General features: G+C 60.9%; 22 protein-coding genes and 1 tRNA gene. 11 read left to right on the top strand and 12 right to left on the bottom strand.

Translation table 11 applies throughout. The features are described 5' to 3' along the window. Positions 1–479 precede the first annotated feature (479 nt). Positions 480–1865, top strand: a complete 1386-nt coding sequence (gene gabP / locus ACF8O8_RS09905) for a GABA permease (protein ID WP_020190016.1) — start codon at positions 480–482, stop codon at positions 1863–1865. A gap of 131 nt (positions 1866–1996) precedes the next feature. Here the strand turns inward: gabP and ACF8O8_RS09900 are convergent, their stop codons facing one another. Further along, complete coding sequence (locus tag ACF8O8_RS09900) at positions 1997–2440, bottom strand: hypothetical protein (protein ID WP_014589364.1); 444 nt, start codon at positions 2438–2440, stop codon at positions 1997–1999. Positions 2441–2679: 239 nt separating this feature from the next. Here ACF8O8_RS09900 and ACF8O8_RS09895 point away from each other — a divergent pair, with 239 nt between their 5' ends. Beyond that, entirely contained in the window at positions 2680–2907 is a 228-nt protein-coding gene (locus tag ACF8O8_RS09895; RefSeq protein WP_019439077.1) for a hypothetical protein, read from the top strand. 188 nt (positions 2908–3095) lie between these two features. Here the strand turns inward: ACF8O8_RS09895 and ACF8O8_RS09890 are convergent. The 4 genes from ACF8O8_RS09890 to ACF8O8_RS09875 form a co-directional block, all read right to left on the bottom strand. Continuing rightward, positions 3096–3171: transfer RNA gene (locus tag ACF8O8_RS09890), tRNA-Phe, on the bottom strand. A 90-nt stretch (positions 3172–3261) separates the two neighbouring features. After that, complete coding sequence (locus ACF8O8_RS09885) at positions 3262–3534, bottom strand: oxidative damage protection protein (protein ID WP_003255742.1); 273 nt, start codon at positions 3532–3534, stop codon at positions 3262–3264. Further along, the gene (gene mutY, locus ACF8O8_RS09880; protein WP_010951654.1) at positions 3531–4598 is read right to left on the bottom strand and encodes an A/G-specific adenine glycosylase; all 1068 of its coding nucleotides are present in this window, start codon (positions 4596–4598) and stop codon (positions 3531–3533) included. Before mutY ends, ACF8O8_RS09885 begins: the two co-directional genes overlap by 4 nt. Continuing rightward, on the bottom strand, positions 4595–6841 hold the full coding sequence (locus ACF8O8_RS09875) for an AsmA family protein (RefSeq protein WP_392509606.1): 2247 nt from the start codon (positions 6839–6841) through the stop codon (positions 4595–4597). The genes mutY and ACF8O8_RS09875 overlap by 4 nt, the downstream gene beginning before the upstream one ends. Before the next feature lie 268 nt (positions 6842–7109). Between ACF8O8_RS09875 and ACF8O8_RS09870 the strand changes: the two genes are divergently transcribed. The 6 genes from ACF8O8_RS09870 (at position 7110) to hisF (ending at position 12082) form a co-directional block, all read left to right on the top strand. Beyond that, complete coding sequence (locus ACF8O8_RS09870; protein WP_392509605.1) at positions 7110–8771, top strand: OFA family MFS transporter; 1662 nt, start codon at positions 7110–7112, stop codon at positions 8769–8771. Positions 8772–9042: 271 nt separating this feature from the next. Continuing rightward, positions 9043–9636 (top strand): imidazoleglycerol-phosphate dehydratase HisB, encoded by a 594-nt coding sequence (gene hisB / locus ACF8O8_RS09865; RefSeq protein WP_003255736.1) that lies wholly within the window; start codon positions 9043–9045, stop codon positions 9634–9636. Then, complete coding sequence (hisH, locus tag ACF8O8_RS09860) at positions 9637–10275, top strand: imidazole glycerol phosphate synthase subunit HisH (protein ID WP_010951658.1); 639 nt, start codon at positions 9637–9639, stop codon at positions 10273–10275. Then, complete coding sequence (locus ACF8O8_RS09855) at positions 10276–10536, top strand: DUF2164 domain-containing protein (protein WP_003255734.1); 261 nt, start codon at positions 10276–10278, stop codon at positions 10534–10536. A gap of 27 nt (positions 10537–10563) precedes the next feature. Then, positions 10564–11301, top strand: coding sequence for a 1-(5-phosphoribosyl)-5-[(5-phosphoribosylamino)methylideneamino]imidazole-4-carboxamide isomerase (hisA, locus tag ACF8O8_RS09850; RefSeq protein ID WP_003255731.1), 738 nt, complete (start codon positions 10564–10566; stop codon positions 11299–11301). Between the two features lie 10 nt (positions 11302–11311). Beyond that, positions 11312–12082, top strand: coding sequence for an imidazole glycerol phosphate synthase subunit HisF (gene hisF / locus ACF8O8_RS09845; RefSeq protein WP_003255729.1), 771 nt, complete (start codon positions 11312–11314; stop codon positions 12080–12082). A gap of 116 nt (positions 12083–12198) precedes the next feature. Here the strand turns inward: hisF and choV are convergent, their stop codons facing one another. The 3 genes from choV to ACF8O8_RS09830 all read right to left on the bottom strand — a co-directional run bounded on the left by choV (position 12199) and on the right by ACF8O8_RS09830 (position 15251). After that, complete coding sequence (gene choV, locus ACF8O8_RS09840; RefSeq protein ID WP_010951660.1) at positions 12199–13377, bottom strand: choline ABC transporter ATP-binding protein; 1179 nt, start codon at positions 13375–13377, stop codon at positions 12199–12201. Continuing rightward, the gene (gene choW, locus ACF8O8_RS09835; protein ID WP_172830946.1) at positions 13374–14222 is read right to left on the bottom strand and encodes a choline ABC transporter permease subunit; all 849 of its coding nucleotides are present in this window, start codon (positions 14220–14222) and stop codon (positions 13374–13376) included. The genes choV and choW overlap by 4 nt, the downstream gene beginning before the upstream one ends. A gap of 81 nt (positions 14223–14303) precedes the next feature. Beyond that, positions 14304–15251, bottom strand: coding sequence for a choline ABC transporter substrate-binding protein (locus tag ACF8O8_RS09830; RefSeq protein ID WP_010951661.1), 948 nt, complete (start codon positions 15249–15251; stop codon positions 14304–14306). A gap of 452 nt (positions 15252–15703) precedes the next feature. Between ACF8O8_RS09830 and ACF8O8_RS09825 the strand changes: the two genes are divergently transcribed. After that, positions 15704–17080 carry an L-serine ammonia-lyase gene (locus ACF8O8_RS09825; RefSeq protein WP_010951662.1) on the top strand — a complete coding sequence of 459 codons (1377 nt, stop codon included), beginning with the start codon at positions 15704–15706 and terminating at the stop codon, positions 17078–17080. A gap of 501 nt (positions 17081–17581) precedes the next feature. Further along, positions 17582–18688, top strand: a complete 1107-nt coding sequence (locus tag ACF8O8_RS09820) for a GlxA family transcriptional regulator (protein ID WP_010951663.1) — start codon at positions 17582–17584, stop codon at positions 18686–18688. A gap of 118 nt (positions 18689–18806) precedes the next feature. Here ACF8O8_RS09820 and ACF8O8_RS09815 read toward each other — a convergent pair whose 3' ends face one another. Beyond that, positions 18807–19064, bottom strand: coding sequence for a hypothetical protein (locus ACF8O8_RS09815; RefSeq protein ID WP_003255717.1), 258 nt, complete (start codon positions 19062–19064; stop codon positions 18807–18809). A gap of 338 nt (positions 19065–19402) precedes the next feature. Here ACF8O8_RS09815 and ACF8O8_RS09810 point away from each other — a divergent pair, with 338 nt between their 5' ends. Continuing rightward, positions 19403–20983 carry a zinc-dependent metalloprotease family protein gene (locus ACF8O8_RS09810; RefSeq protein WP_392509604.1) on the top strand — a complete coding sequence of 527 codons (1581 nt, stop codon included), beginning with the start codon at positions 19403–19405 and terminating at the stop codon, positions 20981–20983. 99 nt (positions 20984–21082) lie between these two features. Here the strand turns inward: ACF8O8_RS09810 and ACF8O8_RS09805 are convergent, their stop codons facing one another. The 3 genes from ACF8O8_RS09805 to ACF8O8_RS09795 all read right to left on the bottom strand — a co-directional run bounded on the left by ACF8O8_RS09805 (position 21083) and on the right by ACF8O8_RS09795 (position 23580). Further along, a complete protein-coding gene (locus tag ACF8O8_RS09805) occupies positions 21083–21553 on the bottom strand; it encodes a thioesterase family protein (protein WP_010951666.1) in 471 nt (156 codons plus the stop codon). A gap of 10 nt (positions 21554–21563) precedes the next feature. Further along, positions 21564–22529 carry an L-carnitine dehydrogenase gene (locus ACF8O8_RS09800; RefSeq protein ID WP_392509603.1) on the bottom strand — a complete coding sequence of 322 codons (966 nt, stop codon included), beginning with the start codon at positions 22527–22529 and terminating at the stop codon, positions 21564–21566. A gap of 166 nt (positions 22530–22695) precedes the next feature. Further along, positions 22696–23580: a 3-keto-5-aminohexanoate cleavage protein gene (locus tag ACF8O8_RS09795; RefSeq protein ID WP_010951668.1), complete on the bottom strand. Its 885-nt coding sequence runs from the start codon at positions 23578–23580 to the stop codon at positions 22696–22698. Between the last annotated feature and the right edge of the window lie 109 nt (positions 23581–23689).

The following is a 23689-nucleotide window of genomic DNA, read 5'->3' as shown; positions in this document are numbered from 1 at the left end:
CGCGCAGATGTCCGCGAAGGTGTCGCCCAGCACCAGAGCCTTGATGAAAAAAGGCGCGATGGTGCCAGCTTTGGCCGGCTCATGGAAGCTGTTTTGACCCATTGGAGGGGTAAACCCGACCTTTTGCCAGTGCTAACGGGTTCACCCACGAATGCCATGTTGATATCACAAGGTTGTACCCATGGGTTGCACTTTTTGGCATTGCAGTGGTGCACAGGTGTTACCGAGGAGCACCTTTGGTGCATTTGTAAGTGGGTATTTCAGTAATCCGCTGATTTGAGGTCCTTTCGGTCATGCAATGGCCGAAAGCCCTCCAGGCCGCATCCTAAAAGGCCTGCAGAATTTTCTGACGAGTGCATTCGTCATATGGCGCGCTTATTGCCAGTTGGAAACCGCCGATTGCAGCGACGCCTAGGTCATCCCCTGGCGCGCTCTGTACCCGCAGTCGGCGTGGTCCACTCCTTACAAAGGTAGTTTCAATGAGCGGTAACAATTCCAATGACCTCGCTCAGGGGCTCAAACAACGGCATGTGACCATGCTGTCCATCGCTGGCGTCATCGGTGCCGGCCTGTTCGTAGGCTCCGGCCACGCCATCGCAGCGGCCGGCCCTGCCGTGCTGCTGGCTTACGCTGCCGCCGGTACGCTGGTCGTGCTGGTGATGCGTATGTTGGGTGAAATGGCAGTCGCCTCGCCTGACACCGGTTCGTTCTCTACGTATGCCGACCGCGCCATCGGGCGCTGGGCCGGTTTCACCATTGGCTGGCTGTACTGGTGGTTCTGGGTGCTGGTGATTCCGCTGGAGGCCAACGCCGCCGCAGCCATTCTGCATGCCTGGTTCCCGGCGGTTGACCTGTGGGCGTTCTCCCTCGTCATTACCTTGGCACTGACACTTACCAACCTGTGCAGTGTGAAGAACTACGGTGAGTTCGAGTTCTGGTTTGCCCTGCTCAAAGTGCTGGCGATCATCGGCTTCATCGCCGTGGGCTGTGCTGCTTTGTTCGGCTTTGTACCGAGCAGCCAGGTGAGCGGTGCCAGCCACCTGTTCGATACCCAGGGCTTCATGCCCAACGGCCTGGGCGCGGTGCTGGCAGCCATGCTGACCACCATGTTCTCGTTCATGGGTACCGAAATTGTCACCATCGCCGCTGCCGAGTCGAAGGACCCAGGCAAGCAGATCAGCCGTGCCACCAACTCGGTAATCTGGCGTATCTGCCTGTTCTACCTGGTGTCGATCTTCCTGGTCGTGGCCCTGGTGCCGTGGAACGACCCGGCCCTGGCCGAGACGGGCTCCTACCAGACCGTGCTGAGCCGTATCGGTGTGCCGAATGCCAAGCTGATCGTCGACATTGTCGTGCTGATTGCCGTGACCAGCTGCCTGAACTCGGCGCTGTACACTTCTTCGCGCATGTTGTTCTCGCTGAGCAAGCGTGGCGACGCCCCGGCCATCGCCCAGCGCACCACCAAGGCGGCGACCCCGCACGTGGCGGTACTGCTGTCCACCGCAGCGGCATTCCTTTGCGTGTTCGCCAACTTCGTGGCACCGGCCCAGGTGTTCGAGTTCCTGCTGGCCAGCTCTGGCGCCATCGCGCTGCTGGTGTACCTGGTGATTGCCGTTTCGCAGCTGCGCATGCGCGCCCAGCGTGAAGCCCGCGGCGAGAAGATCACCTTCAAGATGTGGCTGTTCCCGGGCCTGACCTGGGCGACCATTGCCTTCATCGTTGCCATTCTGGTGGTCATGGCGCTGCGTGAGGATCACCGTGCGGAGATCATTGCGACTGCGCTGCTGAGTATTGGTGTGGTGGCGGCTGGCTTGCTGGTGCACCGCAAGCGCGAGGCTGCCGGGCGGGCGGCGCTGGACAGCTGATCGGCGCTGGCTGAAATGAGAAGGCCGCGCCCTGTGAAGGGTGCGGCCTTTTTTTGTGGCCTGTGATGGCCCTTTCGCGGGCAAGCCCGCAGGTTCACCACAGGCCCGTAGGAGCGGGTTATATGGCCCTGTCAGCCGAACTGCTTCTGCTGTTGCTGCTGCTTGGCCACCAGTTCGGAAGCGGCGATATAGGCGTCCTGGAACTCATCACTCTCCAGCCAGGCCATGGTGGTCTCTTCGTCAGCGCCATCCAGCCATTTGCGGTAGGCGTTGAACACCAGCACGATGTAGTCGGTGGCGTGTTCTTCCTTGTGCCCCTTGAGCACCAGGGCGAGCAGCGGGTCCACCAGGAACACCGAGATCATTGGCACCAGGCCGCCTTCCTGGGCTTCCTTCATCTTGTTGAACATCGCGTCGTAGCTGCCCGACTCCATGGCCTTGTTGTACACCTGCTCGACGCTGGCGCTGTCGCCGGCACTGGCCTTGACCGCTTGGCCGCTGCGTACCATGCGGTTCTGCTTGGCCTTGCTGGCGGCGCGCTTGGCGCGTTTCTGTTGCTTGGTAGGGGTGGCCATGGGGAAATCCTTGGGTGAGTCTGAAAGTGCGCGTATTGAAGCGCAATTGCCCGATAAACCCAAGCGGCGCGCCTGGGCGCTGCAGCTTGAGATGTCTGTGGGATACATATCCAGATTATTCGGACCGTGGGCCCTGCGTAGCTTCTCTCCTGCTGCCAGCCATGTTGGCTGGCAGCCTGTCACTGCGCCAATTCGGCGTCCGTGAGTGATGCGCACGTTTGCGCTACAAAGGAGGAGTCATGAAGCACTTTTATCTGGTCACCCTGTACGGCTACACGGACGATGGCAGGGTTTACTATCCAACCGGTTTCGCCGGTTGCGACGAGCAAAGGATTACGAAGGCTGACATCGCCGCCATTATCGAAAAAGGCAAGCAACACGGCCACCTTCAGTTGCACAGCATCTCCTACATGGGGCACATGACCGAGGACGCATTCAATCATCTTCGTTCCATGTCGGACGAGTAAGGTCTGGCCCGCAGTCTGCTTATGGCTGCGGGTTTCTCGATTGCATGGCGAGCCTTCAGGTTGCGTTGTGAGGTCTCGTGTTCTTCGACGCCGCCTGAAGTTAAAAATCACAGGCAACAAAAAACCCGCACTAGGCGGGTTTCTTGTTGTCGCTTCGGGTAACTTTGCAACCACCAGAAGCTTGAAGGTGGTGCCCAGAGACGGAGTCGAACCGCCGACACGAGGATTTTCAATCCTCTGCTCTACCGACTGAGCTATCTGGGCGACGAGGTGAATTAAATAGATTTCCGGACCGCTCGTCAACGACTTTTTGAAAAAATTTTAAATTAATTCCGTCGCTTACGATTTTTGGGGTCATTCGGCCGGTGGAACGTAGCCTTCGGCCTGGGCGTATTCTTCGCCGGCGAAAAACTTGTCCATCTCAGCCTGGAGGAATTTGCGGTCCTCGGCGTTCATCATGTTCAGGCGCTTCTCGTTGATCAGCATGGTCTGGTGCTTCTGCCAGTCGGCCCAGGCTTTCTGCGAGATGTGTTCGAAGATGTCCTGGCCCTTGGCACCGGGATAGGGCGGGCGTTCCAGGCCTGGCAGTTCTTCTTGGTATTTGCGGCACATCACGGTGCGGGTCATCGGGCGTCTCCTGCGATCAGTTCGTCGGCCGCGCGTTCAAGCAGCTTTTTCACCGGGGCGGCGAGGCCCAGGCGCGGCGGGGTGGCGAGGTTATACCAGAGCCAGTCGGCCTCGGCCACGTGCTCGCCGACCGGGTCGACGTGCACGAGCCATGGCTCGATCGCCAGCTGGAAGTGGCTGAAGGTATGGGTCAGGCCGTCCATGGCGTGGCGGCCAGCCAGGCGCAGGCCGTGCTGGTAGGCCAGGTCGTCGAGCTGGGCGATGTCGTCCAGCTCCGGGAGGCTCCACAAACCACCCCACAGGCCGCTGGAAGGGCGGCGGTAAAGCAGGATGGCGCCTTCGTGGTTGGCCAACAGTGGCATCAATGTGCGCCGTTGCGGCAGCGCCTTGCGCGGTTTGGGCTCGGGGTAGCGGGTTTCTTCGCCGTGCAGGTGCGCTTCGCAGCCGCGCTGCAACGGGCAGATCAGGCAACTGGGCTTGCTGCGCGTACACAGCGTGGCGCCCATGTCCATCATCGCCTGGGTGTAGTGGTTGGCGCGTTGTTGCGGGGTAAAGCGCTCGGCGGTGGCCCATAGCTGGTTGGCAACCTTGGGTTCGCCAGGGTAGCCGGCCTGGGCGGTGTAGCGTGCCAGCACGCGCTTGACGTTGCCGTCGAGGATCGGTGCGCGGATGCCCATGCTGATGCTGGCGATGGCGCCGGCAGTGGAGCGGCCAATGCCGGGCAGCTCGGTAAGCTGCTCGACACTGCGCGGGAATTCGCCGCCATGTTGCTCGACGACGACCTTGGCGGCCTTTTGCAGGTTGCGTGCGCGGGTGTAGTAGCCAAGGCCCGTCCACAGGTGCAGCACTTCGTCCTCCGGTGCCTCGGCCAGGGCTTGCACCGTTGGCAGGGCCTGCATGAAGCGGTCGAAGTAATTGAGCACGGTGCTGACCTGGGTCTGCTGCAACATGATTTCCGACACCCACACCCGGTACGGCGTGATGCCCTGTTGCCAGGGCAGGTCGTGCCGGCCGTGCTCGTCATACCAGTCCAGCACTGCGCTGGAGAACTGCTCGGGGCTCATCGGTTGAACAGCCCCTTGAGCGCGTCTTTCAGTTCCGGGCTCACTTTGTCTCCAAGTTTTTCGTCAAGTTTTTCATCGATCTTGTCTTTCAGGCGGTTGCCGGCCAGCTTGGCGGCAACCTTGCCCAGGCCGTTCTGGTCGAGGCGGCAGGCCTTTGCGCCGAGTTCCAGCGGGCCACGGCAGCGCAGGGGGACTTCAACACCCACATAACGTTCGTTGACCTGGCAGGCCGGGTCCGGCATGGCACGCTGGTCGCCTTCGACGACTATGCCGATGTTGTAGTCCATGCCCAGCACGCGCAGGTCGAGGTCACCATGGCCATTGACGGTCAGGCCCGGGATGCGCGCCTTGAGGTCCGGGTTGCTGGCGACGCCATTGCGTACCACCAGGCTGCCGCGCAGCTCCTGGAAGGGGGTGTCCTTGCCGCGTGGTTCGCTGCTCAGCGTCTTGCGATTGAGCGTGGCGATGGCCTGGCACAGCTGCTGTTCCAGGTTGGCATTGACCAGCACGCCATCGTTGATGGCGAAGTTTGCGCTGCCGTTCAGGGTGTCGACCAGTGCTTTCTGGCTGTTACCGGTGGCTGTCAGATCACTGGTCAGGGTCAGCAGGCCCTTGACCGGCGGCGTCTGTTCCTTGCCTTCGGTCTTGATGAAGTGTTCCACCGGCACCCGCTGGATATTGGTGTTCACACCCAGCTGTGGCACGGCAGGGCGCACGTCGACCGTGCCCTTGGCTTCGAAGGTGCCGTTGTACAGCTCTCCGCGCAGGGTTTGCAGGGTCAGCAGGCCGCCTTGGCCAACGGCCTTGAGCTGGGCGCTCTCGATCGGCAGCTTGTCCAGGGTCAACGAGCCGAAGGCCAGGTCGGCCTGCAGGTCGAGGGCGCGCAGACGGTCGACCGGCAGCAGCTTGTCGTCGCTCCATGCCACTTGTGTTGGGGCGCTGGGCAGTGGTGTGGTGCCGGCACCGGCTACGGCGCTGGCCTCTTGTTGCTTGACCTCGGCCTGGCGCGCAGCGGTGGTGCCCTTGGCTTCTTCGCTCTTGGCCGGCAGGTAGCGGTCGGCGTCGAAGGTGTCGCCCTTAAGCTGCAGGCGCAGGGCTTGTTTGGCGAAATCTTCGACGGCCACGCGGCCGCTGAAGGTGCTGTCGTCCAGCTTCACTGCCAGGTCTTCCAGGGCCAGGCTGCTGGGTGTGCCCAGCAGGCGAGTCACCAGCTCCAGCTTGGCGAAGGCGGCCGGGTCGTTGGTGGCCGGCAGCGGGTGGCCAATGCTTTCAAGGAAGGCGCGCAGGTTGAACTGGGCGATGGACAGGCCGCCGCTCAGCTGGGGTGCCTTGTCCAGATCACGCAGGTTCAGCTCACCGAGGGCGCGCAGTTGGTTGGCCGAGACTTTCAGGCCGTTCCATGAGGCGACATTGGCGGCCAGGTCGACCAGCAGTTGGCCTTGGGCGGCGAAGGTCACGGTCTTGCCGCCGGTAGGCTCACCCGAGGTCTCGCCCGACAGGCGCATGTCTTCGAAGTTGTAGCGCTTGAGCTTGCGGTCGAAGCGCAATTCGCCGGCCAGCTCGGTACGGGCCTTGATGCTCGGCTGGCTGGCGCTGATGAAGGCGCTGGCCTTGAGCGCAATGTTTGCGCCTTCGTGGATCGGGCCGGTGCTCAGCTGGATGCTTTCGGCGCTGTAGCTGTGGCCGGTCTTGGCATCGGTGTACTGCACGCGGGCGTTGTTCACGGTCAGGCTGTCGATGTCCAGCTTGATGGCGCGGTCGTTGCTGTTGGTGGTCGCAGGCGTCTGCTCGGCAGGTGCCTGTGCGGATGCATCGGTGCTTGCGCCATTCTGCGCGGGCAGCGGTTTGCCGATGTCCTCCCAGTTGCCATGGCCCTGTTCGTCACGCGCCAGGGTCAGGTTCAGGCCCTCGACACGTACGTCGCTCATTTGCACTTCGCGGCGCAGCAGCGGCAGCACACGAACCGAAAGGCCAAGCATCTGCAGGTCGGCGAACGGTTCCTTGGGTTTGTTCAAGGTGGCGATGCTGGCTTCGTGCAGCTCCAGGCCCAGCCACGGGAACAGGCTCCAGCCGATGTCACCGTTGAGGGTCAGTTCGACGTGCGCCTTGTCGCGTGCCAGCTGGCGAATCTCGTCTTTGTAGTCGTTGGGATCAAAGAGGTGGGTCAGGGCGAAGCCCAGCGCCACGATGATCAGCAGTAACCCGAGAAGCCCCAGTCCCAGGATTTTGCCGAACGCTTTCATGGGCGAGTCCTTTTAGTCCGTTAGTGAGTTCAGGCGGCAGAGTATAACGCTGTCGCGGTTACCCCCGCTTGTACGACTAGAGATGTAGGAAATTCCTACGCCTGTATCAGAGAGTATGGCTTTCGACAGCCTAATATTGAGCTTTTGCCGGGAACATGACCGTTTCAGTCAGGCGAAAATGAACGATGGCAGATTGCTTTCATGCTGCTTGATGCTGCTACCCTTGCGCCGCTTTGCGAGCACCCTCCCTATAACAAGGATCAGATTCATGACCAGTACCGTCGCGACGGGAACCTTGGCCAGTGAGCCAGGCTTCCTGTCGAAGGAACGCATAATCGCCCGCCCGGGCTTCAACCGCTGGCTGGTCCCACCAGCTGCCCTGGCCATTCACCTGTGCATCGGTATGGCCTACGGCTTCTCGGTATTCTGGCTGCCTTTGTCGCAAGCCCTGGGGATCACCGCCCCCGTCGCCTGTGCGGCAGACATGGGCTTCATGGCCCGGATGTTCAGCGCCGAATGCGACTGGCCAATCTCGATGCTGAGCTGGATCTATACCCTGTTCTTCGTCTTCCTCGGCTGCTCGGCGGCGGTGCTGGGCGGCTGGCTGGAGCACGCCGGCCCGCGCAAGGCTGGCTTGGTGTCGGCCTTGTGCTGGTGCGGTGGCATGCTGCTTTCGGCGATAGGTGTGAAAACCCATCAGCTGTGGCTGATGTGGCTTGGCTCGGGCGTGATTGGCGGTATCGGTCTGGGCCTGGGCTACATCTCACCCGTGTCGACCTTGATCAAGTGGTTCCCGGACAAACGCGGCATGGCCACCGGTATGGCGATCATGGGCTTCGGCGGCGGGGCCATGGTCGGGGCGCCGCTGGCCACCGCGCTTATGGGGCATTTTGGCAATGAGCACGAGGTTGGCGTATGGCAGAGTTTTGTCGCCATGGCGGCGATCTACTTCGTGTTCATGACCGCTGGCGCCCTGGCGTATCGCGTACCACCGACCGGCTGGAAGCCTGAAGGCTGGGCTGCGCCGTTGAAGAATGCCGGTAACGCCATGGTCACCGACCGTCATGTGCACGTCAGTGTGGCCTGGAAGACCCCGCAGTTCGCGCTTATCTGGCTGGTGCTGTGCCTGAACGTGTCGGCGGGCATCGGCATTTTGGGCATGGCTTCACCGCTGCTGCAGGAAGTGTTCGCCGGTAAATTACTGGGCAACGAACTGACCTTCAGCCAGCTGAGCACTGCGCAGCTGGCGCAGATTGCCGCGATCGCCGCCGGCTTTACCGGCCTGCTGAGCCTGTTCAACATTGGCGGCCGGTTCTTCTGGGCATCGTTCTCCGACTACATCGGCCGCAAGAACACCTACTTTGCCTTCTTCGCCTTGGGCGTGGGCTTGTACAGCCTGGTGCCGAACATGGGGCACCTGGGCAACGTGGCGCTTTTCGTGGCAGCGTTCTGCATCATCCTATCGATGTATGGCGGTGGTTTTGCAACGGTGCCGGCCTACCTGGCCGACCTGTTCGGCACGCAGATGGTGGGTGCCATCCATGGCCGCCTGCTGACCGCCTGGGCGGCAGCGGGGGTGCTGGGGCCGGTGCTGATCACCTACCTGCGCGAGTATCAACTGGCAGCGGGCGTGGAGCGGGCGGCGGCTTATGACATGACCTTGTACATCCTCGCGGGTCTGCTGGTGCTGGGCTTTATCTGCAACATGCTGGTGCGCCCAGTGGCCGACAAGCACTTCATGAGTGATGCCGAACTGGCGGCCGAGCGGGCGTTGAGCCATGACAAGGGCGCCGATGGGGCGCGGTCGCTGGAGTGGAAAGCGGCGCCAGGCAGCCTGCCACTGGTGCTGCTGGCCTGGGCGGTGGTGGTCGTGCCGATGGCCTGGGGTGTGTGGGTGACACTGCAGAAGACTGCTGTCCTGTTCCATTGATGTAACTGCATGGGTGCGCTTTGCGCCCCTTTCGCGACGCAAGGCCGCTCCCACAGGGACCGCGTACGCTTCAGGGTTGCGCGGTCCCTTTGGGAGCGGCCTTGTGTCGCGATGGGCTGCAAAGCAGCCCCCATTACGCAGTTGTATAGACCTGTAGCAGCATCCAGCCCGCGTAAAACCTGGCTTTGCCATATGTCATCCGCGTTTCAAGCTGGCGCGTTCTGGGCCTATAATGAAACCCTTTTCGCCCAATGATTTTGCGGAGCTGGTGATGGTTGAACGTAAGGCTTCCGTCGAGCGCAATACCCTGGAAACCCAGGTCAAGTGCTCGATCAACCTCGATGGCAGTGGCAAGGCCCGATTCGATATCGGTGTGCCCTTCCTTGAACACATGCTGGACCAGATCGCCCGCCATGGGTTGATCGATCTGGATATCGAGTGCAAGGGTGATACGCATATCGACGATCACCATACCGTCGAAGACGTCGGCATCACCCTGGGCATGGCATTCGCCCAAGCCATCGGTGACAAGAAAGGTATCTTCCGCTATGGCCACGCCTACGTGCCGCTGGACGAAGCGCTGTCACGCGTGGTCATCGACTTCTCTGGCCGCCCAGGCCTGCAGATGCACGTACCGTATACCCGTGCCAGCGTTGGCGGCTTCGATGTCGACCTGTTCCAGGAGTTTTTCCAGGGCTTCGTCAACCACGCCCTGGTAACCCTGCATATCGACAACCTGCGTGGCCACAACACCCACCACCAGATCGAAACCGTATTCAAGGCTTTCGGCCGCGCTCTGCGCATGGCCATCACCCTCGACGAGCGTATGGCCGGGCAGATGCCTTCCACCAAAGGGTGCCTGTAAATGCAAACGGTAGCCGTAATCGACTATGGCATGGGTAACCTGCACTCGGTGGCCAAGGCGCTTGAGCACGTAGGTGCCGGTAAAGTGCTGGTTACCAGCGATGCCTCAGTGATCCGCGAGGCCGACCGTGTGGTGTTCCCGGGCGTGGGCGCGATTCGCGACTGCATGGCCGAGATCCGCCGCCTGGGCTTCGACAGCCTGGTGCGCGAAGTCAGCCAGGACCGCCCGTTCCTCGGCATCTGCGTCGGTATGCAGGCGCTGCTCGAGCACAGTGAGGAAAACGCCGGCGTCGACTGCATTGGCCTGTTCCCTGGCCAGGTGCGCTTTTTCGGCAAAGACCTGCAAGAAGAGGGCGAGCACCTGAAGGTGCCGCACATGGGCTGGAACGAAGTCAGCCAGACCATCGACCACCCGCTGTGGCACGACATCCCTGATCGCGCACGTTTCTACTTCGTGCACAGCTACTACATCAATGCCGGCAAACCGGGCCAGGTGGTGGGTCGCGGTCACTATGGCGTCGATTTCGCCGCAGCGCTGGCCGACGGTTCGCGTTTTGCCGTGCAGTTCCACCCGGAGAAGAGCCATACCCATGGCCTGCAGCTGCTGCAGAACTTCATCGCCTGGGACGGGCGCTGGTAAATGAGCAGGTCGAAGACCAAGGCCCCGACCATCACCTTGGCCCCCGAGCAGGAGCGCGAAGCGCTCGACACCTTGAAGCGTTTTCTCGAAGACCGCTTCGAGCTGCAGTTGGGGTCGTTCGAGGTGGCCGAGGTCCTCGAGCTGTTCAGCAAAGAGATTGCACCCCATTACTACAACAGGGCGATTGCCGATGTTCAGCTGCACCTCAAGGAGCGGTTCGAGAGCATCGAAAGCGACCTGTGGGCACTCGAGAAGCCCTGAAACCCAACAAATAGACAGGTTCCCAAGATGCTGATTATCCCCGCTATCGATCTGAAGGACGGTGCTTGCGTGCGCCTGCGCCAGGGCCGCATGGAAGACTCTACGGTATTTTCCGACGACCCGGTGAGCATGGCCGCCAAGTGGGTCGAGGGTGGCTGCCGCCGCCTGCACCTGGTCGACCTCAACGGCGCCTTCGAAGGCCAGCCGGTCAATGGTGAAGTGGTTACCGCCATCGCCAAGCGCTACCCGAACCTGCCGATCCAGATCGGCGGCGGTATCCGTTCGCTGGAAACCATCGAACACTACGTCAAGGCTGGCGTCAGCTACGTGATCATCGGCACCAAGGCCGTCAAGCAGCCCGAGTTCGTCGCTGAAGCGTGCAAAGCCTTCCCGGGCAAGGTCATCGTCGGCCTGGACGCCAAGGACGGTTTCGTCGCCACCGACGGTTGGGCCGAAGTGAGCTCGGTGCAGGTCATCGACCTGGCCAAGCGTTTCGAGGCCGATGGCGTCTCGGCGATCGTCTACACCGACATTGCCAAGGACGGCATGATGCAGGGCTGCAACGTGCCCTTCACCAAGGCACTGGCTGAAGCCACCCGTATCCCGGTGATCGCCTCGGGCGGCATTCACAACCTGGGTGACATCAAGGCCCTGCTGGACGCCAAGGCCCCGGGCATCATCGGCGCCATCACCGGCCGTGCCATCTACGAAGGCACCCTGGATGTCGCTGAGGCCCAGGCCTTCTGTGACAACTACCAAGGCTGAGGACTGAACCATGGCACTGGCCAAGCGCATTATCCCTTGCCTGGACGTGGACAACGGCCGGGTGGTCAAGGGCGTCAAGTTCGAGAACATCCGTGATGCCGGCGACCCGGTGGAAATCGCCCGTCGCTACGACGAGCAAGGTGCCGACGAAATCACCTTTCTCGACATCACCGCCAGCGTCGATGGGCGCGACACCACGCTACATACCGTCGAGCGCATGGCCAGCCAGGTGTTCATCCCGCTGACGGTTGGTGGTGGCGTGCGGACCGTGCAGGACATCCGCAACCTGCTCAACGCCGGTGCCGACAAGGTCTCGATCAACACCGCCGCGGTGTTCAACCCAGAGTTTGTCGGTGAGGCGGCGGACCGTTTCGGTTCGCAGTGCATCGTTGTCGCCATCGATGCCAAGAAAGTGTCCGGGCCAGGTGAAGCGCCGCGCTGGGAGATTTTCACTCACGGCGGGCGCAAGCCGACCGGGCTGGATGCAGTCGAGTGGGCGAAGAAGATGGAAGGCCTGGGCGCTGGCGAGATCCTGCTGACCAGCATGGACCAGGACGGCATGAAGAACGGCTTCGACCTGGGCGTTACCCGGGCTATCAGTGATGCGCTGGGGATTCCGGTGATTGCCTCGGGGGGGGTGGGTAACCTGCAGCACCTGGCAGACGGCATTCTGGAAGGGCATGCCAGCGCGGTGCTGGCGGCCAGCATCTTCCACTTTGGCGAGTACACAGTGCCGGAGGCCAAGGCCTACATGGCTTCGCGCGGGATCGTCGTTCGCTGATCCATTGACCGGGGCTGCTTTGCAGCCCTTCGCGGGCACGCCCGCTCCCACAGGTTTGCTGAGATCTCTGTGGAGCGGGCGTGCCCGCGAAGGGCCGCGAAGCGGCCCCAATTGCTTCAACCGTGGTTCTTGCCGAGCAGCGCGTGATAAAGCTCGGTATCCCCGAGTATCCCCACCACCCTGTCGTTATCCTGCAGCACCAGCTTGTTGCCGGTTTGATAACGAATCTGCAGTGCCTCACGCATGCCGATGTCGGCGTGCACCACGGTCGGCCTGCGCTCCAGCAGCTCCACATCTTGCCCCGGTGCCCATTTCTGCATGTCCAGCCCGTTCTGGCCTTGGCGTGCACGCTTGAGCGCGCCGCCTTCGCCAAGGTCCAGCCACGAATCGATACCTGGGTCCAGGCACACCGAGCCATTGACCCGCTTGCAGTTGTCCAGGCTGCGCATCAGGCTGCGCCCGCACAGCACGTTCAGCGGGTTGGTATGGGCGACGAAGGTGCGCACGTATTCGTCAGCCGGGTTCAGCACGATCTCCTCCGGTTTGCTGTACTGGATGATCCGACCGTCTTTCATGATCGCAATACGGGTACCCAGTTTCAGTGCCTCGTCCAGGTCGTGGCTGACGAACACGATGGTTTTGCTCAGCTTGGCCTGCAGGCCAAGCAGCTCATCTTGCAGGCCCTGGCGGATCAGTGGATCCAGGGCCGAGAACGGTTCGTCCATCAGCAGGATGTCGGCATCCATCGCCAGCGCCCGGGCCAGGCCCACGCGCTGCTGCATGCCGCCAGAAAGCTCATCCGGCTTCTTGTTGCGCCACTGGGTCAGGCCCACCAGCTCAAGCTTCTCGTCGACCAGCTTGCGCCGTTCCTTTTCCGGGCGACCCTGCATTTCCAGGCCGAAGCTGATGTTCTCGCGCACCGTCAGCCAAGGCATCAGGGCAAACTTCTGGAACACCATGGCAATGCGCTTGGTGCGCATCATCTTCAGCTCGGCCGCGGAGCAGTTGGCAATGTCGATGTGCTTGCCTTCGTGTTCGACGAACAACTTGCCACGGCTGACGGTGTTGAGGCCGTTGATACAGCGCAGCAGGCTCGACTTGCCCGAGCCGGACAAGCCCATCAGCACGCAGATCTCGCCTTTGTTGATATCGAGGTTGGCCTTTTCGACACCCACCACCAGGCCGGTCTGCTTGAGGATCTGCTCGCGGGTCTGGCCTTGGTCCAGCAGCGCCAGTGCCTCGCGCGGCTTGTTGGAGAAGATGACGTCGACGTCTTCGAAACGAATGATGCTCATGCCTCACCCCTTACCGGCAGTTCCGGTTGCTTGCAGATACGGTCGAGCATGATTGCCAGCAGCACGATCGCCAGGCCCGCTTCGAAGCCCAGGGAGATATCGGCGGTGTTCAGTGCGTTGACCACAGGTTTGCCCAGGCCGTCAGCGCCAACCAGGGCGGCAATGACCACCATCGACAGCGACAGCATGATGCATTGAGTGACACCGGCGGCGATGCTTGGCATCGCGTGCGGCAGTTCGATACGGGTAAGCAGTTGACGACGCGAGCAGCCAAAGGCCTTGCCGGCGTCCATCAACTCTTGCGGCACGTCGCAGATACCCAGGTAGGTCAGGCGAATGGGCGCGGCGATGGCGAACACCACGGTGGAAATCAGCCCCGGCACCACGCCCAGGCCGAACAGGGTCAGGGTTGGGATCAGGTAGACGAAGGTGGGCACCGTCTGCATCAGGTCGAGCACCGGGCGCATGGCGGTATAGAACATCGGCTTGTGCGCGGCGAGGATGCCCAGTGGCACGCCGATCACCACACATACCACCGTGGCGAAGGTGACCTGCGCCAGGGTCTCCATGGTTTCCTGCCAGTAACCCAGGTTGAGGATCAGCAGGAACGACAGGGCGACAAATGCGGTCAGTGCCCACTTGCGCTGGATGAAATGCGCCAGGGCGGCGAATAGGGCGATAAGAACGAACGGGTTGAAGAAAGTCAGGGCGCTGGTGACGCCATGGATCATGAACTCCAGGCCTTGCGCGATGGCGTCGAAGTAATTCGCGCCGTTCTGGGTCAGCCATTCGACGAACGACGCGATGTACTGGCCCAGGGGTATTTTCTGATCGATAAGCATGATAGCGAGCTTCCACCTGCATAGATTGAAATCAACCCGGGGCAGGCACGGTCCTGCCCCGAGGTAGCGCTACTGCGTAGTTCGTTATTGCGTAAGCTTGGCCTTGACCGCCTCCAGGCCAGGCTTGCCATCAACGGTGGTAACGCCGGCCAGCCAGGCATCCAGCTTGCCTGGGTTGTCCTTGATCCATTTCTTGGCGGCGGCTTCGGGTTTCATCTTGTCGTCCAGGACATAGCCCATCATGGTGCTTTCATCCTTGAGCTCGAACGACAGGTTCTTAAGCAGTTGGCCAACGTTGCTGCATTCCTGCGTGTATCCTTTGCGGGTGTTTGTCAGCACGGTCGCCTTGCCGAAGTCGGGGCCGAAGAAGTCGTCCCCGCCGGTCAGGTACTGCATCTTGAAGCGGGTGTTCATCGGGTGTGGCTCCCAGCCCAGGAACACCAATGCCTCGCCGCGTTTCTGCGCGCGGTCAACTTGCGACAGCATGCCCGCCTCGCTGGACTGCACGATCTTGAAACCGGCGTCCTTCAAGCCAAAGGCGTTCTTGTCGATCATGCTCTGGATGGTGCGGTTACCGTCGTTACCCGGTTCGATGCCGTAGATCTTGCCGTCCAGTTCCTTCTTGAACTTGGGTATGTCGCTGAAATCCTTCAGGCCCTTGTCGTACAGCGCCTGGGGGACTGCCAGGGTGTACTTGGCGTTCTCCAGGTTGGCGCGCACGGTTTCTACCGTGCCGGCGTCGCGGTACTGCTTGATGTCGTTCTCCATGGTCGGCATCCAGTTGCCGAGAAACACGTCCAGGTCCTTGCCGGTGGCCAGCGACTTGTAGGTCACCGGTACCGAGATCATGGTGGTGTGGGTCTTGTAACCCAGTGCTTCGAGCACAACGCTGGTGGTCGCGGTCGTGACTGTGATGTCGGTCCAGCCGACATCGGAGAAGCGTACAGTCTGACATTGCTCGGGTTCGGCTGCTTGGGCCAGCAATGGCGCGGACAGCAACGCAACCAGTAACAGCGAGGGTGAACCTTTCATGGATGGACTCCTGAGATATTGTCTTCGGGTTCGCGTGGGTCGCCGGGCTTTCTGAGGGTCCGGTCGACCAGGCCTGCAGAGGGCAGGATGCGTGGCCGTGCTTTACGAGTCGCTTTCGATAATCCTCCAGCTCCGGGCAATCGCCTACTGGTTGGGTCGTATCCAGTACGGAACGGGTCGTATCCAGTATGGGCGATGTCGCTTATGGATTTTTCCACCCCCTCGCGCGCATTTTTGCGTCACCAGGCCGCTGGAAAACGGCGCGGTGGGCGCAGTTTCTGGTTGAGAACAGCGCGGCGCTGCTGGACAAAAGTACGTCGGTTGCAGACGGCGAGGTGGGCGGTAAAAGCCCGATGATGCTGGCATTCAAGGCGGCCCGCTGTTTGAGCCTAGCAGCTACCCCGCCCTGCGCATGGCGCGCAGAGACAAGCCCAGCAAGAGGTGATTCGACAATGGCCATCAGCGTGTTCGACCTGTTCAAGATCGGTGTCGGGCCCTCCAGCTCCCACACCGTCGGCCCCATGCGTGCTGGCGCCCTGTTCGTTCAGGGCCTGCGAGAACGTGGTGAGCTGGAGCGTGTAAAACGGATCGAAGTGCGCCTGTATGGCTCGCTGTCAGCCACCGGTATCGGCCATGGCACCGACAACGCCACCATCATGGGCCTGATGGGCGAGTGGCCTGACGCCATTGACCCGACCCAGATCGTGCCGCGTATCGCCGACCTGCGCGAAACCAACACCCTGCAGCTGGATAGCCGCTTGCCCATCGAGTTTGTCTGGGCCCGCGACATGCTGCTGCTGGACGAGAACCTGCCCTATCACCCCAACGCCATGACCCTGATTGCCGAAGGCGAGCAGGGCGAGTTGCACCGCGACACCTATTACTCGGTGGGCGGCGGCTTTGTGGTCGATGCAGCCCAAGCCGCCAGCGGTGTGCTGGATGCTGACCAGACAGTGCTGCCGTACGACTTCAACAGCGCCGCCGAACTGCTGCGCCTGTGCAAGCAAAACGACCTCAGCGTGTCGCAATTGATGATGGCCAACGAGAAGGTCTGGCGCAGCGAGGAAGACATCCGCGCTGGCCTGCACAAGCTCTGGGAAGCCATGCAGGAATGCGTCAACAACGGCCTCAAGTACGAGGGCACGCTTCCCGGCGGGCTGAACGTGCGCCGCCGTGCCGCCAAGCTGCACCGCAGCCTGCAGGAAATCGGCAAGCCCAACGTGATCGGCTCGACCATGAGTGCCATGGAATGGGTCAACCTGTTCGCCTTGGCGGTCAATGAAGAAAACGCCGCCGGTGGGCGCATGGTGACCGCGCCTACCAACGGCGCGGCGGGCATCATCCCGGCAGTGCTGCATTACTACATGCGCTTCAGCGATGCGGTGGATGAGTCCAGCGTTGTCGATTACTTCCTGGCTGCCGCCGCTGTGGGCATCCTGTGCAAGAAGAACGCTTCGATCTCTGGTGCCGAAGTGGGCTGCCAGGGGGAAGTCGGCTCGGCCTGCGCGATGGCCGCAGCGGGGCTTGCCGAAGTGCTCGGCGCCACCCCGCCACAGGTTGAGAACGCCGCTGAAATTGCCCTGGAACACAACCTTGGCCTGACCTGCGACCCGGTGGGTGGGTTGGTGCAAGTGCCCTGCATCGAGCGCAACGCGATTGCTGCGGTGAAGGCCATCAACGCGGTGCAGATGGCCTTGCGCGGCGATGGTGAGCACTTCATTTCCCTCGACCAGGTAATCCGCACCATGCGCGATACCGGCGCCGATATGCACGACAAGTACAAAGAGACCTCGCGCGGCGGCCTGGCGGTCAGCGCTATCGAGTGCTGATTTCCTGAACTGACTTTCTGGGCCTCTTCGCGGGCAAGCCCGCTCCTACAGGAACTGTGCAATCCCTGTAGGAGCGGGCTTGCCCGCGAAGAGGCCCTTGAGGCTGATGCAGGTGCAACACAACCGCCTATGCCTCTTTATGGTGCGGTGATGGGCGCCCCGCCTACCGATCGTCGGATGTCGCGATCAGTGTGGGCGTTGTCGGTGACACTTAAAGGTGTCGCTTCTGGGAAACCCATGCGGCGCGTGTCACTAAACTGCTCAACCGTTACAGGCAACGCGCTAGTTCGCCTGTTCTGGACGACTGGCCAACACGATGCAAGCACTTGAAATGCCCAATAAAGGCGTCGTTTTCAGGTTTTTTTGGATGGCCGTTCAAGTTTAGGCACGACGTTTGCGTTGAGATTGGCAAGCCTACCCCCGGAAAATGACCGAGGGGTCATAACAAGAAGTAAGTGCCCGCCTGAGGCACACCCTGCATTTGTGTGAGGAGAAATCGCGATGACGTCGTACACCTCCGGGAATCCAACCCAGAACCGCACAACACCCCAGTCCATCGGGTTTCTTCTATTGGACAATTTCACCCTGATTTCCCTGGCATCGGCGGTCGAGCCGCTGCGCATGGCCAACCAGCTGTCTGGCCGTGAGCTGTATCGCTGGCACACGCTGACGATCGATGGCGGCCAGGTGTGGGCCAGCGATGGCCTGCAAATCACACCGGATGCCGCAATCAGCAATGCTCCGCCCATCGACACCGTGATTGTCTGTGGTGGTGTTGGCATCCAGCGCTCCGTCACCCGTGAACACGTCACCTGGCTGCAAGCCCAGGCCCGTCAGTCGCGCAGGCTGGGCGCCGTGTGCACCGGCAGTTGGGCACTGGCCTGCGCCGGCCTGCTCGACGGCTTCGATTGCAGCGTGCACTGGGAATGCCTGGCCGCAATGCAGGAAGCCTTCCCGCGGGTGAACATGAGCACCCGCCTGTTCACCCTTGACCGCAACCGCTTCACCAGCTCCGGTGGCACCGCGCCGCTGGACATGATGCTGCACCTGATCAGCCGTGATCATGGCCGCGAGCTGTCGGCGGCGATCTCCGAGATGTTCGTCTACGAGCGTATTCGCAACGAGCAGGACCACCAGCGTGTACCGCTCAAGCACATGCTTGGCACCAACCAGCCGAAGTTGCAGGAAATCGTTGCGCTGATGGAGGCCAATCTTGAGGAACCGATCGACCTGGACGAACTGGCGGTGTATGTGTCGGTTTCGCGACGCCAGCTGGAGCGCCTGTTCCAGAAGTACCTGCACTGCTCGCCGTCGCGCTACTACCTGAAGTTGCGCCTGATCCGTGCGCGGCAGCTGCTGAAGCAGACGCCGATGTCGATCATCGAAGTGGCATCGGTGTGCGGCTTCGTGTCGACCCCGCACTTCTCCAAGTGCTATCGCGAGTACTTCGGTATTCCGCCGCGTGACGAGCGGGTAGGCTCCAACACCGCGCAGCAGGTAGCCATGATGCCGATTCCGCAGGCCATGACCCTGTCGCCGCACAGCGGGCCGATGGCGGCCCTGAGCCAGGCGCGCAATGAGTCGACATTTGCCAGTGTAAGGCTCTGACACCGCGCCGGCCTCTTCGCGGGCACGCCCGCTCCCACAGGTCACCCGCTGAGCTTGAGCCAGCGGTGATCTGTGGGGCGGGCTTGTTCCGCGAAGGGGCCGGTCCTGGGTAAATGGGTTACGCGCGTTTGTTGAACTGCGCCAACGCTGGCAACAGTTGCTTGTCGATGGCCTGGCGTACTGCCGGCAGGATCGTCGCACTGCCGGTGTACATCTGCTCCACCATCCCCTTCAGCGCCCGCGCATTGGGCTCGGTCAGCCCACGAACCACCGCTTCACACGCCTGTTCGGCACTGGCCCCGGCAGGAATATCGAAACCGCGCGCGCGCAGGTGGCCGGCGAGGTCGTCCTGATCAATCAAATCCGCATGCATCATGGCTGTTGTCCCTTTTATCGCTAAGAGAGTGCTGCTGTGATTTACGACCGATTCTGTGACGTGCGCGACAGCCTCGCAAGGACAGAATGTCGCCATGGCTGCTTTGGCTAAGAACAGGTCGTTTACGACTAAATCCCCTGCCAGGCAAGCACGCACACTGAAGCCATTCACGGTACAGAGGGTTTGGTCACCCTCGCTCACACGCAGTGGATGTTGCTCGCTCTTGGCCCCGGTAGCTCACGGCTTCCCGGGGTTATTTTTTTGCAACTGTTATTTATGTCAGTTGTTGGGAATCGATGCGCATGGTCCAGTAAGGCTCCGATATCTGGAGCATGAACATGAACCGGGAACAATTGAAATTCTGCTTGCTAGGTGCTGTGTTTCTTTTTGGAGGATGCACGGCTTCGGACCCTAGAACCCATCTCGACAGTTCGGCGGATACGCTGTTTCAGATCACGCCAGACCAGAACCACGCCGCCCTTGAGAGGCAATCGGGTACTGACCAGTATTTGAAGCTTTTGTTGAATGTGGCAGAAGACGCTGAAGTTAAAGAAGTACAGGTCAAGCCTGGGCTTGTATCGAAAGATACGGCGACGCTATCAATGCCGCTGACTGACGGCCGAACGGTGAGTTTCAAGTTGTCAAGAAGCGATAGTGTTGCTTCGGGAATGGTAGGGTGGGTTGGCGATATGCCTTCCAACCGTAGACAACTCTACCCCTCACCTGCGGAAATCGATATGGATCCGCTCAACTGGGTTTCGTTGGTGAGTGACGGTAACCTGGTCGTTGGGGATATTCGGGTGGATGGGCAGCTCTACCGGTTAACGGCGGTTGGCAAAGGCCAGCAAGTCTTGGTCAAGGTTGATGAATCAAAATTACCACCAGAAGCAGCGCCGATCCCTGTTCCTGTACAAACGCAGGAAAAAACCAGATCACTCAGCACGTCTCAGTCGCGAAAAAGTACTATTAGGGTGCTATTCGTTACAACCCACCAGTCGAGGGCCATGTTTCCGAATTACAAGATCGAATTGGCGCAGGCGTTACAGAACGCCAACCAATATTTGATCAATAGCAAAGTCGATGCTGTGTACGAGCTGTCTGATATTTACGATTCTGACTACGACGAGACAGGCAAGTCTCCACAGACTCAGCTCAGCGATATGAAAGCTGATAAACCATTCGGGGCGAAAATTCATATCGAACGTGAAAAGGGGCGCGCCGATCTGGTATCGATGCTTGCCACGTATAGTATTTACTGCGGTATAGCGAACATGCCAGCGTACAGGGAGACGGCTTTCTCTTCCATTAGTTGTTTTGGTTCGTTAGGCCACGAATTAGGGCATAACATGGGGGCTATGCATAGTGACGAGTCTCCCGATCAGGGCGTATTCCCTTACGCTCATGGCTACAAGCATACAGCACCAAATTTCCATACGCAGATGCGGACGTCGCATGGCGCCATACCGTATTTTTCCAACCCACGGTTGCAGTATCAAGGGGTTCCTATGGGTACGGTAGATAAAAATGATGTGGCGCGGACTTTCAATGAAAATCGGGACACTGTTGCCAATTTTTATCCGGACCCTGCTCATCGCGTTCGTTTGTGGTTGTACGGGGCGAACCGGGGTTGCTTCATTGATTTGAAGCCGGGTGAACAAGCCCTGCTCTCATGGTTTACGGAATGCAAGGATAATGATGTCAATCCCGTAAGGGTAGAGGTAAAGGACTTCTACAGTGGTTCGACCCCGAGAAAATTATGCTTCGCCAATATTTTTTACACGGTAAATAGCTGCTATACGGGAAGTAACTTTTCTGGGGATTTCGTCATAACGAGTGTACATACTGGCGGTGGTAAACCAGAAGGGTTCAAATTTACAAGAAGACTGATAGGGCCAGTCTATAGGGTGTCATACGAGTGATCGTTATGATTGTCCGCTTCTACGCTGTCTGATTGTTGCGAGTGAGGGCGCCAAGGTGCTTCGTATCTATGGAGACCTTGGCGCCGGTTCTCTGGTTATTCAAGCAGGAAGTTTTATCGTACGCCCCATATATTGCGGCGCCTGCGCACCCTCCTGTTGCTCTACCAAGTGATTCAACCGGCAAACAGTCGTGTGCCCAAAAGGTGCTGACTGCGGCCCCGCCAGGTCCACGTGCAGTAACATCTGCTCGCTTGCCGCCAGCACCTCGTCGAACCCTGCCCGGTGCAGGCTGTGATACACGTGAAGACGCTTGCGATCAAAGCCGAGGATCTGTGTCTGCACCCACACCTCGGTGCCCAGCTTCACCTCGTGCAAATAATTGATATGCGCCTCCAGCGTGAACAGCGAGTTACCGCTTTGCCCGCGGCTATCGGCGTCCAGGCCGATGCGGTCCATCAGAGCATCGGTGGCGTAGCTGAAGATCAGCAGGTAGAAGGCATCGCGCAGGTGGCCGTTGTAATCGACCCAGTCCTCCTGGACCGTGGTGCGGTAGGTGATCAGAGCGGGCATCTTGGCCTCCTTAATCGCTGAATGACAGGCCGTGGCTGGCCTTGCTGGTTTTCACCGCTTCGAGCACCGCCAGCAGGGTGTCGTCACGGTAGCGCTCCAGTGTAGCGATGCTGCGCTCGCCCTGTTGCTCGGAAGTGCCGCTCACCACATCGTCGATCAGCTTGTCGGTCAGTTCCGGTGCTGGCAGGTACGTCCAGGGCAGCTTCAGGGCAGGGCCGAACTGTGACATGAAGTGGCGCATGCCGGCATCGCCACCGGCCAGGGTATAGGTAAGGAATGTGCCCATGAACGACCAGCGCAAGCCTGCGCCAAAGCGAATAGCGTCGTCGATTTCGCCCGTGGTGGCAACGCCGTCGTTGACCAGGTGCAAGGCCTCGCGCCAGAGCGCTTCGAGCAGGCGGTCGGCGATGAAGCCTGGCACTTCCTTGCGCACATGCAGCGGGCGCATGCCGAGTGCGGTGTAGATGGTTTTGGCAGCTTCAATGGCCTCGGGTGAGGTGCGGCTACCGCCGACGATCTCCACCAGCGGCAGCAGGTACACCGGGTTGAACGGGTGGCCGACAACGCAGCGTTCAGGGTGAGTCGACGACTCGTAGAACTCGCTGGGCAACAGGCCCGAAGTGCTTGAGCCGATGATTGCGTCGGGCTTGGCTGCGGCGCTGATTTTGGCGTGCAGGTCGAGCTTGAGGTCCAGGCGCTCTGGTGCGCTTTCCTGTATGAAATCGGCGTTGCGCACGCATTCCTCGATGGTTGCCACGAACTTCAGGCGGTCTTGCGATGCGCCAGGGGCCAGGCCTTGTTTTTCCAGTGCCGGCCAGGCGTTGGCGACACGTTTGCGCAGTGCCTGTTCGGCGCCGGGCGCCGGGTCCCAGGCCACCACATCCAGGCCATGGGCCAGGGCGCGGGCGACCCAGCCGCTGCCGATCACGCCGCTACCCAGGGCGGCGAAGGTTTTGATTTCAGTGATAAAGGGCATAGCTGGTCCTCAGGGTAAAACACAGTAATCAGGGTTCATGGCTAACCCTGTGGGAGCGGGCATGCCCGCGAACACCGGCACGGCCGGTGCCATCCATCGCGTTGCCTGCTTCGCGGGCACGCCGGCTCCCACAGGGTCTTCGGCGCATTTGCGATCGTTGAAAGGATCAGCGGCGCTTGAGGTTCATTTTTTCCCGGCCTTCTGCCGGGCTGAGCACGCGGCCACCCATGCGGGTGATGATCTCGCTGGCGCGTTCCACCAGTTGGCCATTGCTGGCCAGCACGCCACGGTCCAGATACAAGTTGTCTTCCAGGCCCACCCGCACATTGCCGCCGAGCAACACGGCCTGCGCGGCCATGGGCATCTGCATGCGGCCGATGCCGAAGCCTGCCCAGGTGACGTTGGCAGGCAGGTTGTCGACCATGGCCTTCATGGTGGTGGTGTCGGCCGGTGCGCCCCACGGGATGCCCAGGCACAGCTGGAACAACGGGTCTTCGAGCAGGCCTTCCTTCATCATTTGCTTGGCGAACCACAGGTGGCCGGTATCGAAGATTTCCAGCTCGGCCTTCACCCCCAGTTCGGTAATGCGCTTGGCGCCGGCGCGCAGTTGGGCCGGGGTGGACACGTAGATCGAGTTGCCGTCACCGAAGTTGAGGGTGCCGCAATCGAGGGTGCAGATTTCCGGCAACAGTGCTTCGACATGGGCCAGGCGCTCCAGCGGGCCGATCAGGTCGGTGCCAGGGCCGAACGCCAGCGGCGTTTCACCCGGGCCGATTTCCAGGTCGCCGCCCATGCCGGCGGTGAGGTTGACGATGATGTCCACGTCGGCTTCGCGGATACGCTCCATGACTTCGCGGTACAGCGCCACATCGCGGCTGAAGCGGCCGGTCTGCGGGTCGCGGACGTGGCAGTGGACCACGGTGGCGCCGGCCTTGGCGGCCTCTACGGCGGATTCGGCGATCTGTTTGGGGGTGACCGGGACCAGGTGGCTTTTCGAGGCGGTGTCGCCGGCGCCGGTGAGGGCGCAGGTGATGATGACGTCGTGGTTCATGGTGCAGTTCCTTGTGATGTCGGTGTTGGCTTTTTCGCGGGCATGCCCGCTCCCACAGGATCAATGTGATCCCGAGTGTGGCGCTGTACCCGTGGGAGCGGGCTTGCCC

This window comes from Pseudomonas sp. TYF_14 (genome assembly GCF_043105275.1).
Classification (GTDB): Bacteria; Pseudomonadota; Gammaproteobacteria; order Pseudomonadales; family Pseudomonadaceae; genus Aquipseudomonas; species Aquipseudomonas alloputida.
Note: the sequence above shows the minus strand (reverse complement) of the source record. Positions and strands in the feature narration are given on the sequence as shown.

Bases quoted from the DNA above. Each gene is read 5' to 3' on its own strand.
- gabP (WP_020190016.1), top strand. From the start codon at position 480: ATGAGCGGTAACAATTCCAATGACCTCGCTCAGGGGCTCAAACAACGG.
- ACF8O8_RS09900 (WP_014589364.1), bottom strand. From the start codon at position 2,440: ATGGCCACCCCTACCAAGCAACAGAAACGCGCCAAGCGCGCCGCCAGC.
- ACF8O8_RS09895 (WP_019439077.1), top strand. From the start codon at position 2,680: ATGAAGCACTTTTATCTGGTCACCCTGTACGGCTACACGGACGATGGC.
- ACF8O8_RS09885 (WP_003255742.1), bottom strand. From the start codon at position 3,534: ATGACCCGCACCGTGATGTGCCGCAAATACCAAGAAGAACTGCCAGGC.
- mutY (WP_010951654.1), bottom strand. From the start codon at position 4,598: ATGAGCCCCGAGCAGTTCTCCAGCGCAGTGCTGGACTGGTATGACGAG.
- ACF8O8_RS09875 (WP_392509606.1), bottom strand. From the start codon at position 6,841: ATGAAAGCGTTCGGCAAAATCCTGGGACTGGGGCTTCTCGGGTTACTG.
- ACF8O8_RS09870 (WP_392509605.1), top strand. From the start codon at position 7,110: ATGACCAGTACCGTCGCGACGGGAACCTTGGCCAGTGAGCCAGGCTTC.
- hisB (WP_003255736.1), top strand. From the start codon at position 9,043: ATGGTTGAACGTAAGGCTTCCGTCGAGCGCAATACCCTGGAAACCCAG.
- hisH (WP_010951658.1), top strand. From the start codon at position 9,637: ATGCAAACGGTAGCCGTAATCGACTATGGCATGGGTAACCTGCACTCG.
- ACF8O8_RS09855 (WP_003255734.1), top strand. From the start codon at position 10,276: ATGAGCAGGTCGAAGACCAAGGCCCCGACCATCACCTTGGCCCCCGAG.
- hisA (WP_003255731.1), top strand. From the start codon at position 10,564: ATGCTGATTATCCCCGCTATCGATCTGAAGGACGGTGCTTGCGTGCGC.
- hisF (WP_003255729.1), top strand. From the start codon at position 11,312: ATGGCACTGGCCAAGCGCATTATCCCTTGCCTGGACGTGGACAACGGC.
- choV (WP_010951660.1), bottom strand. From the start codon at position 13,377: ATGAGCATCATTCGTTTCGAAGACGTCGACGTCATCTTCTCCAACAAG.
- ACF8O8_RS09830 (WP_010951661.1), bottom strand. From the start codon at position 15,251: ATGAAAGGTTCACCCTCGCTGTTACTGGTTGCGTTGCTGTCCGCGCCA.
- ACF8O8_RS09825 (WP_010951662.1), top strand. From the start codon at position 15,704: ATGGCCATCAGCGTGTTCGACCTGTTCAAGATCGGTGTCGGGCCCTCC.
- ACF8O8_RS09820 (WP_010951663.1), top strand. From the start codon at position 17,582: ATGACGTCGTACACCTCCGGGAATCCAACCCAGAACCGCACAACACCC.
- ACF8O8_RS09815 (WP_003255717.1), bottom strand. From the start codon at position 19,064: ATGATGCATGCGGATTTGATTGATCAGGACGACCTCGCCGGCCACCTG.
- ACF8O8_RS09810 (WP_392509604.1), top strand. From the start codon at position 19,403: ATGAACCGGGAACAATTGAAATTCTGCTTGCTAGGTGCTGTGTTTCTT.
- ACF8O8_RS09805 (WP_010951666.1), bottom strand. From the start codon at position 21,553: ATGCCCGCTCTGATCACCTACCGCACCACGGTCCAGGAGGACTGGGTC.
- ACF8O8_RS09800 (WP_392509603.1), bottom strand. From the start codon at position 22,529: ATGCCCTTTATCACTGAAATCAAAACCTTCGCCGCCCTGGGTAGCGGC.
- ACF8O8_RS09795 (WP_010951668.1), bottom strand. From the start codon at position 23,580: ATGAACCACGACGTCATCATCACCTGCGCCCTCACCGGCGCCGGCGAC.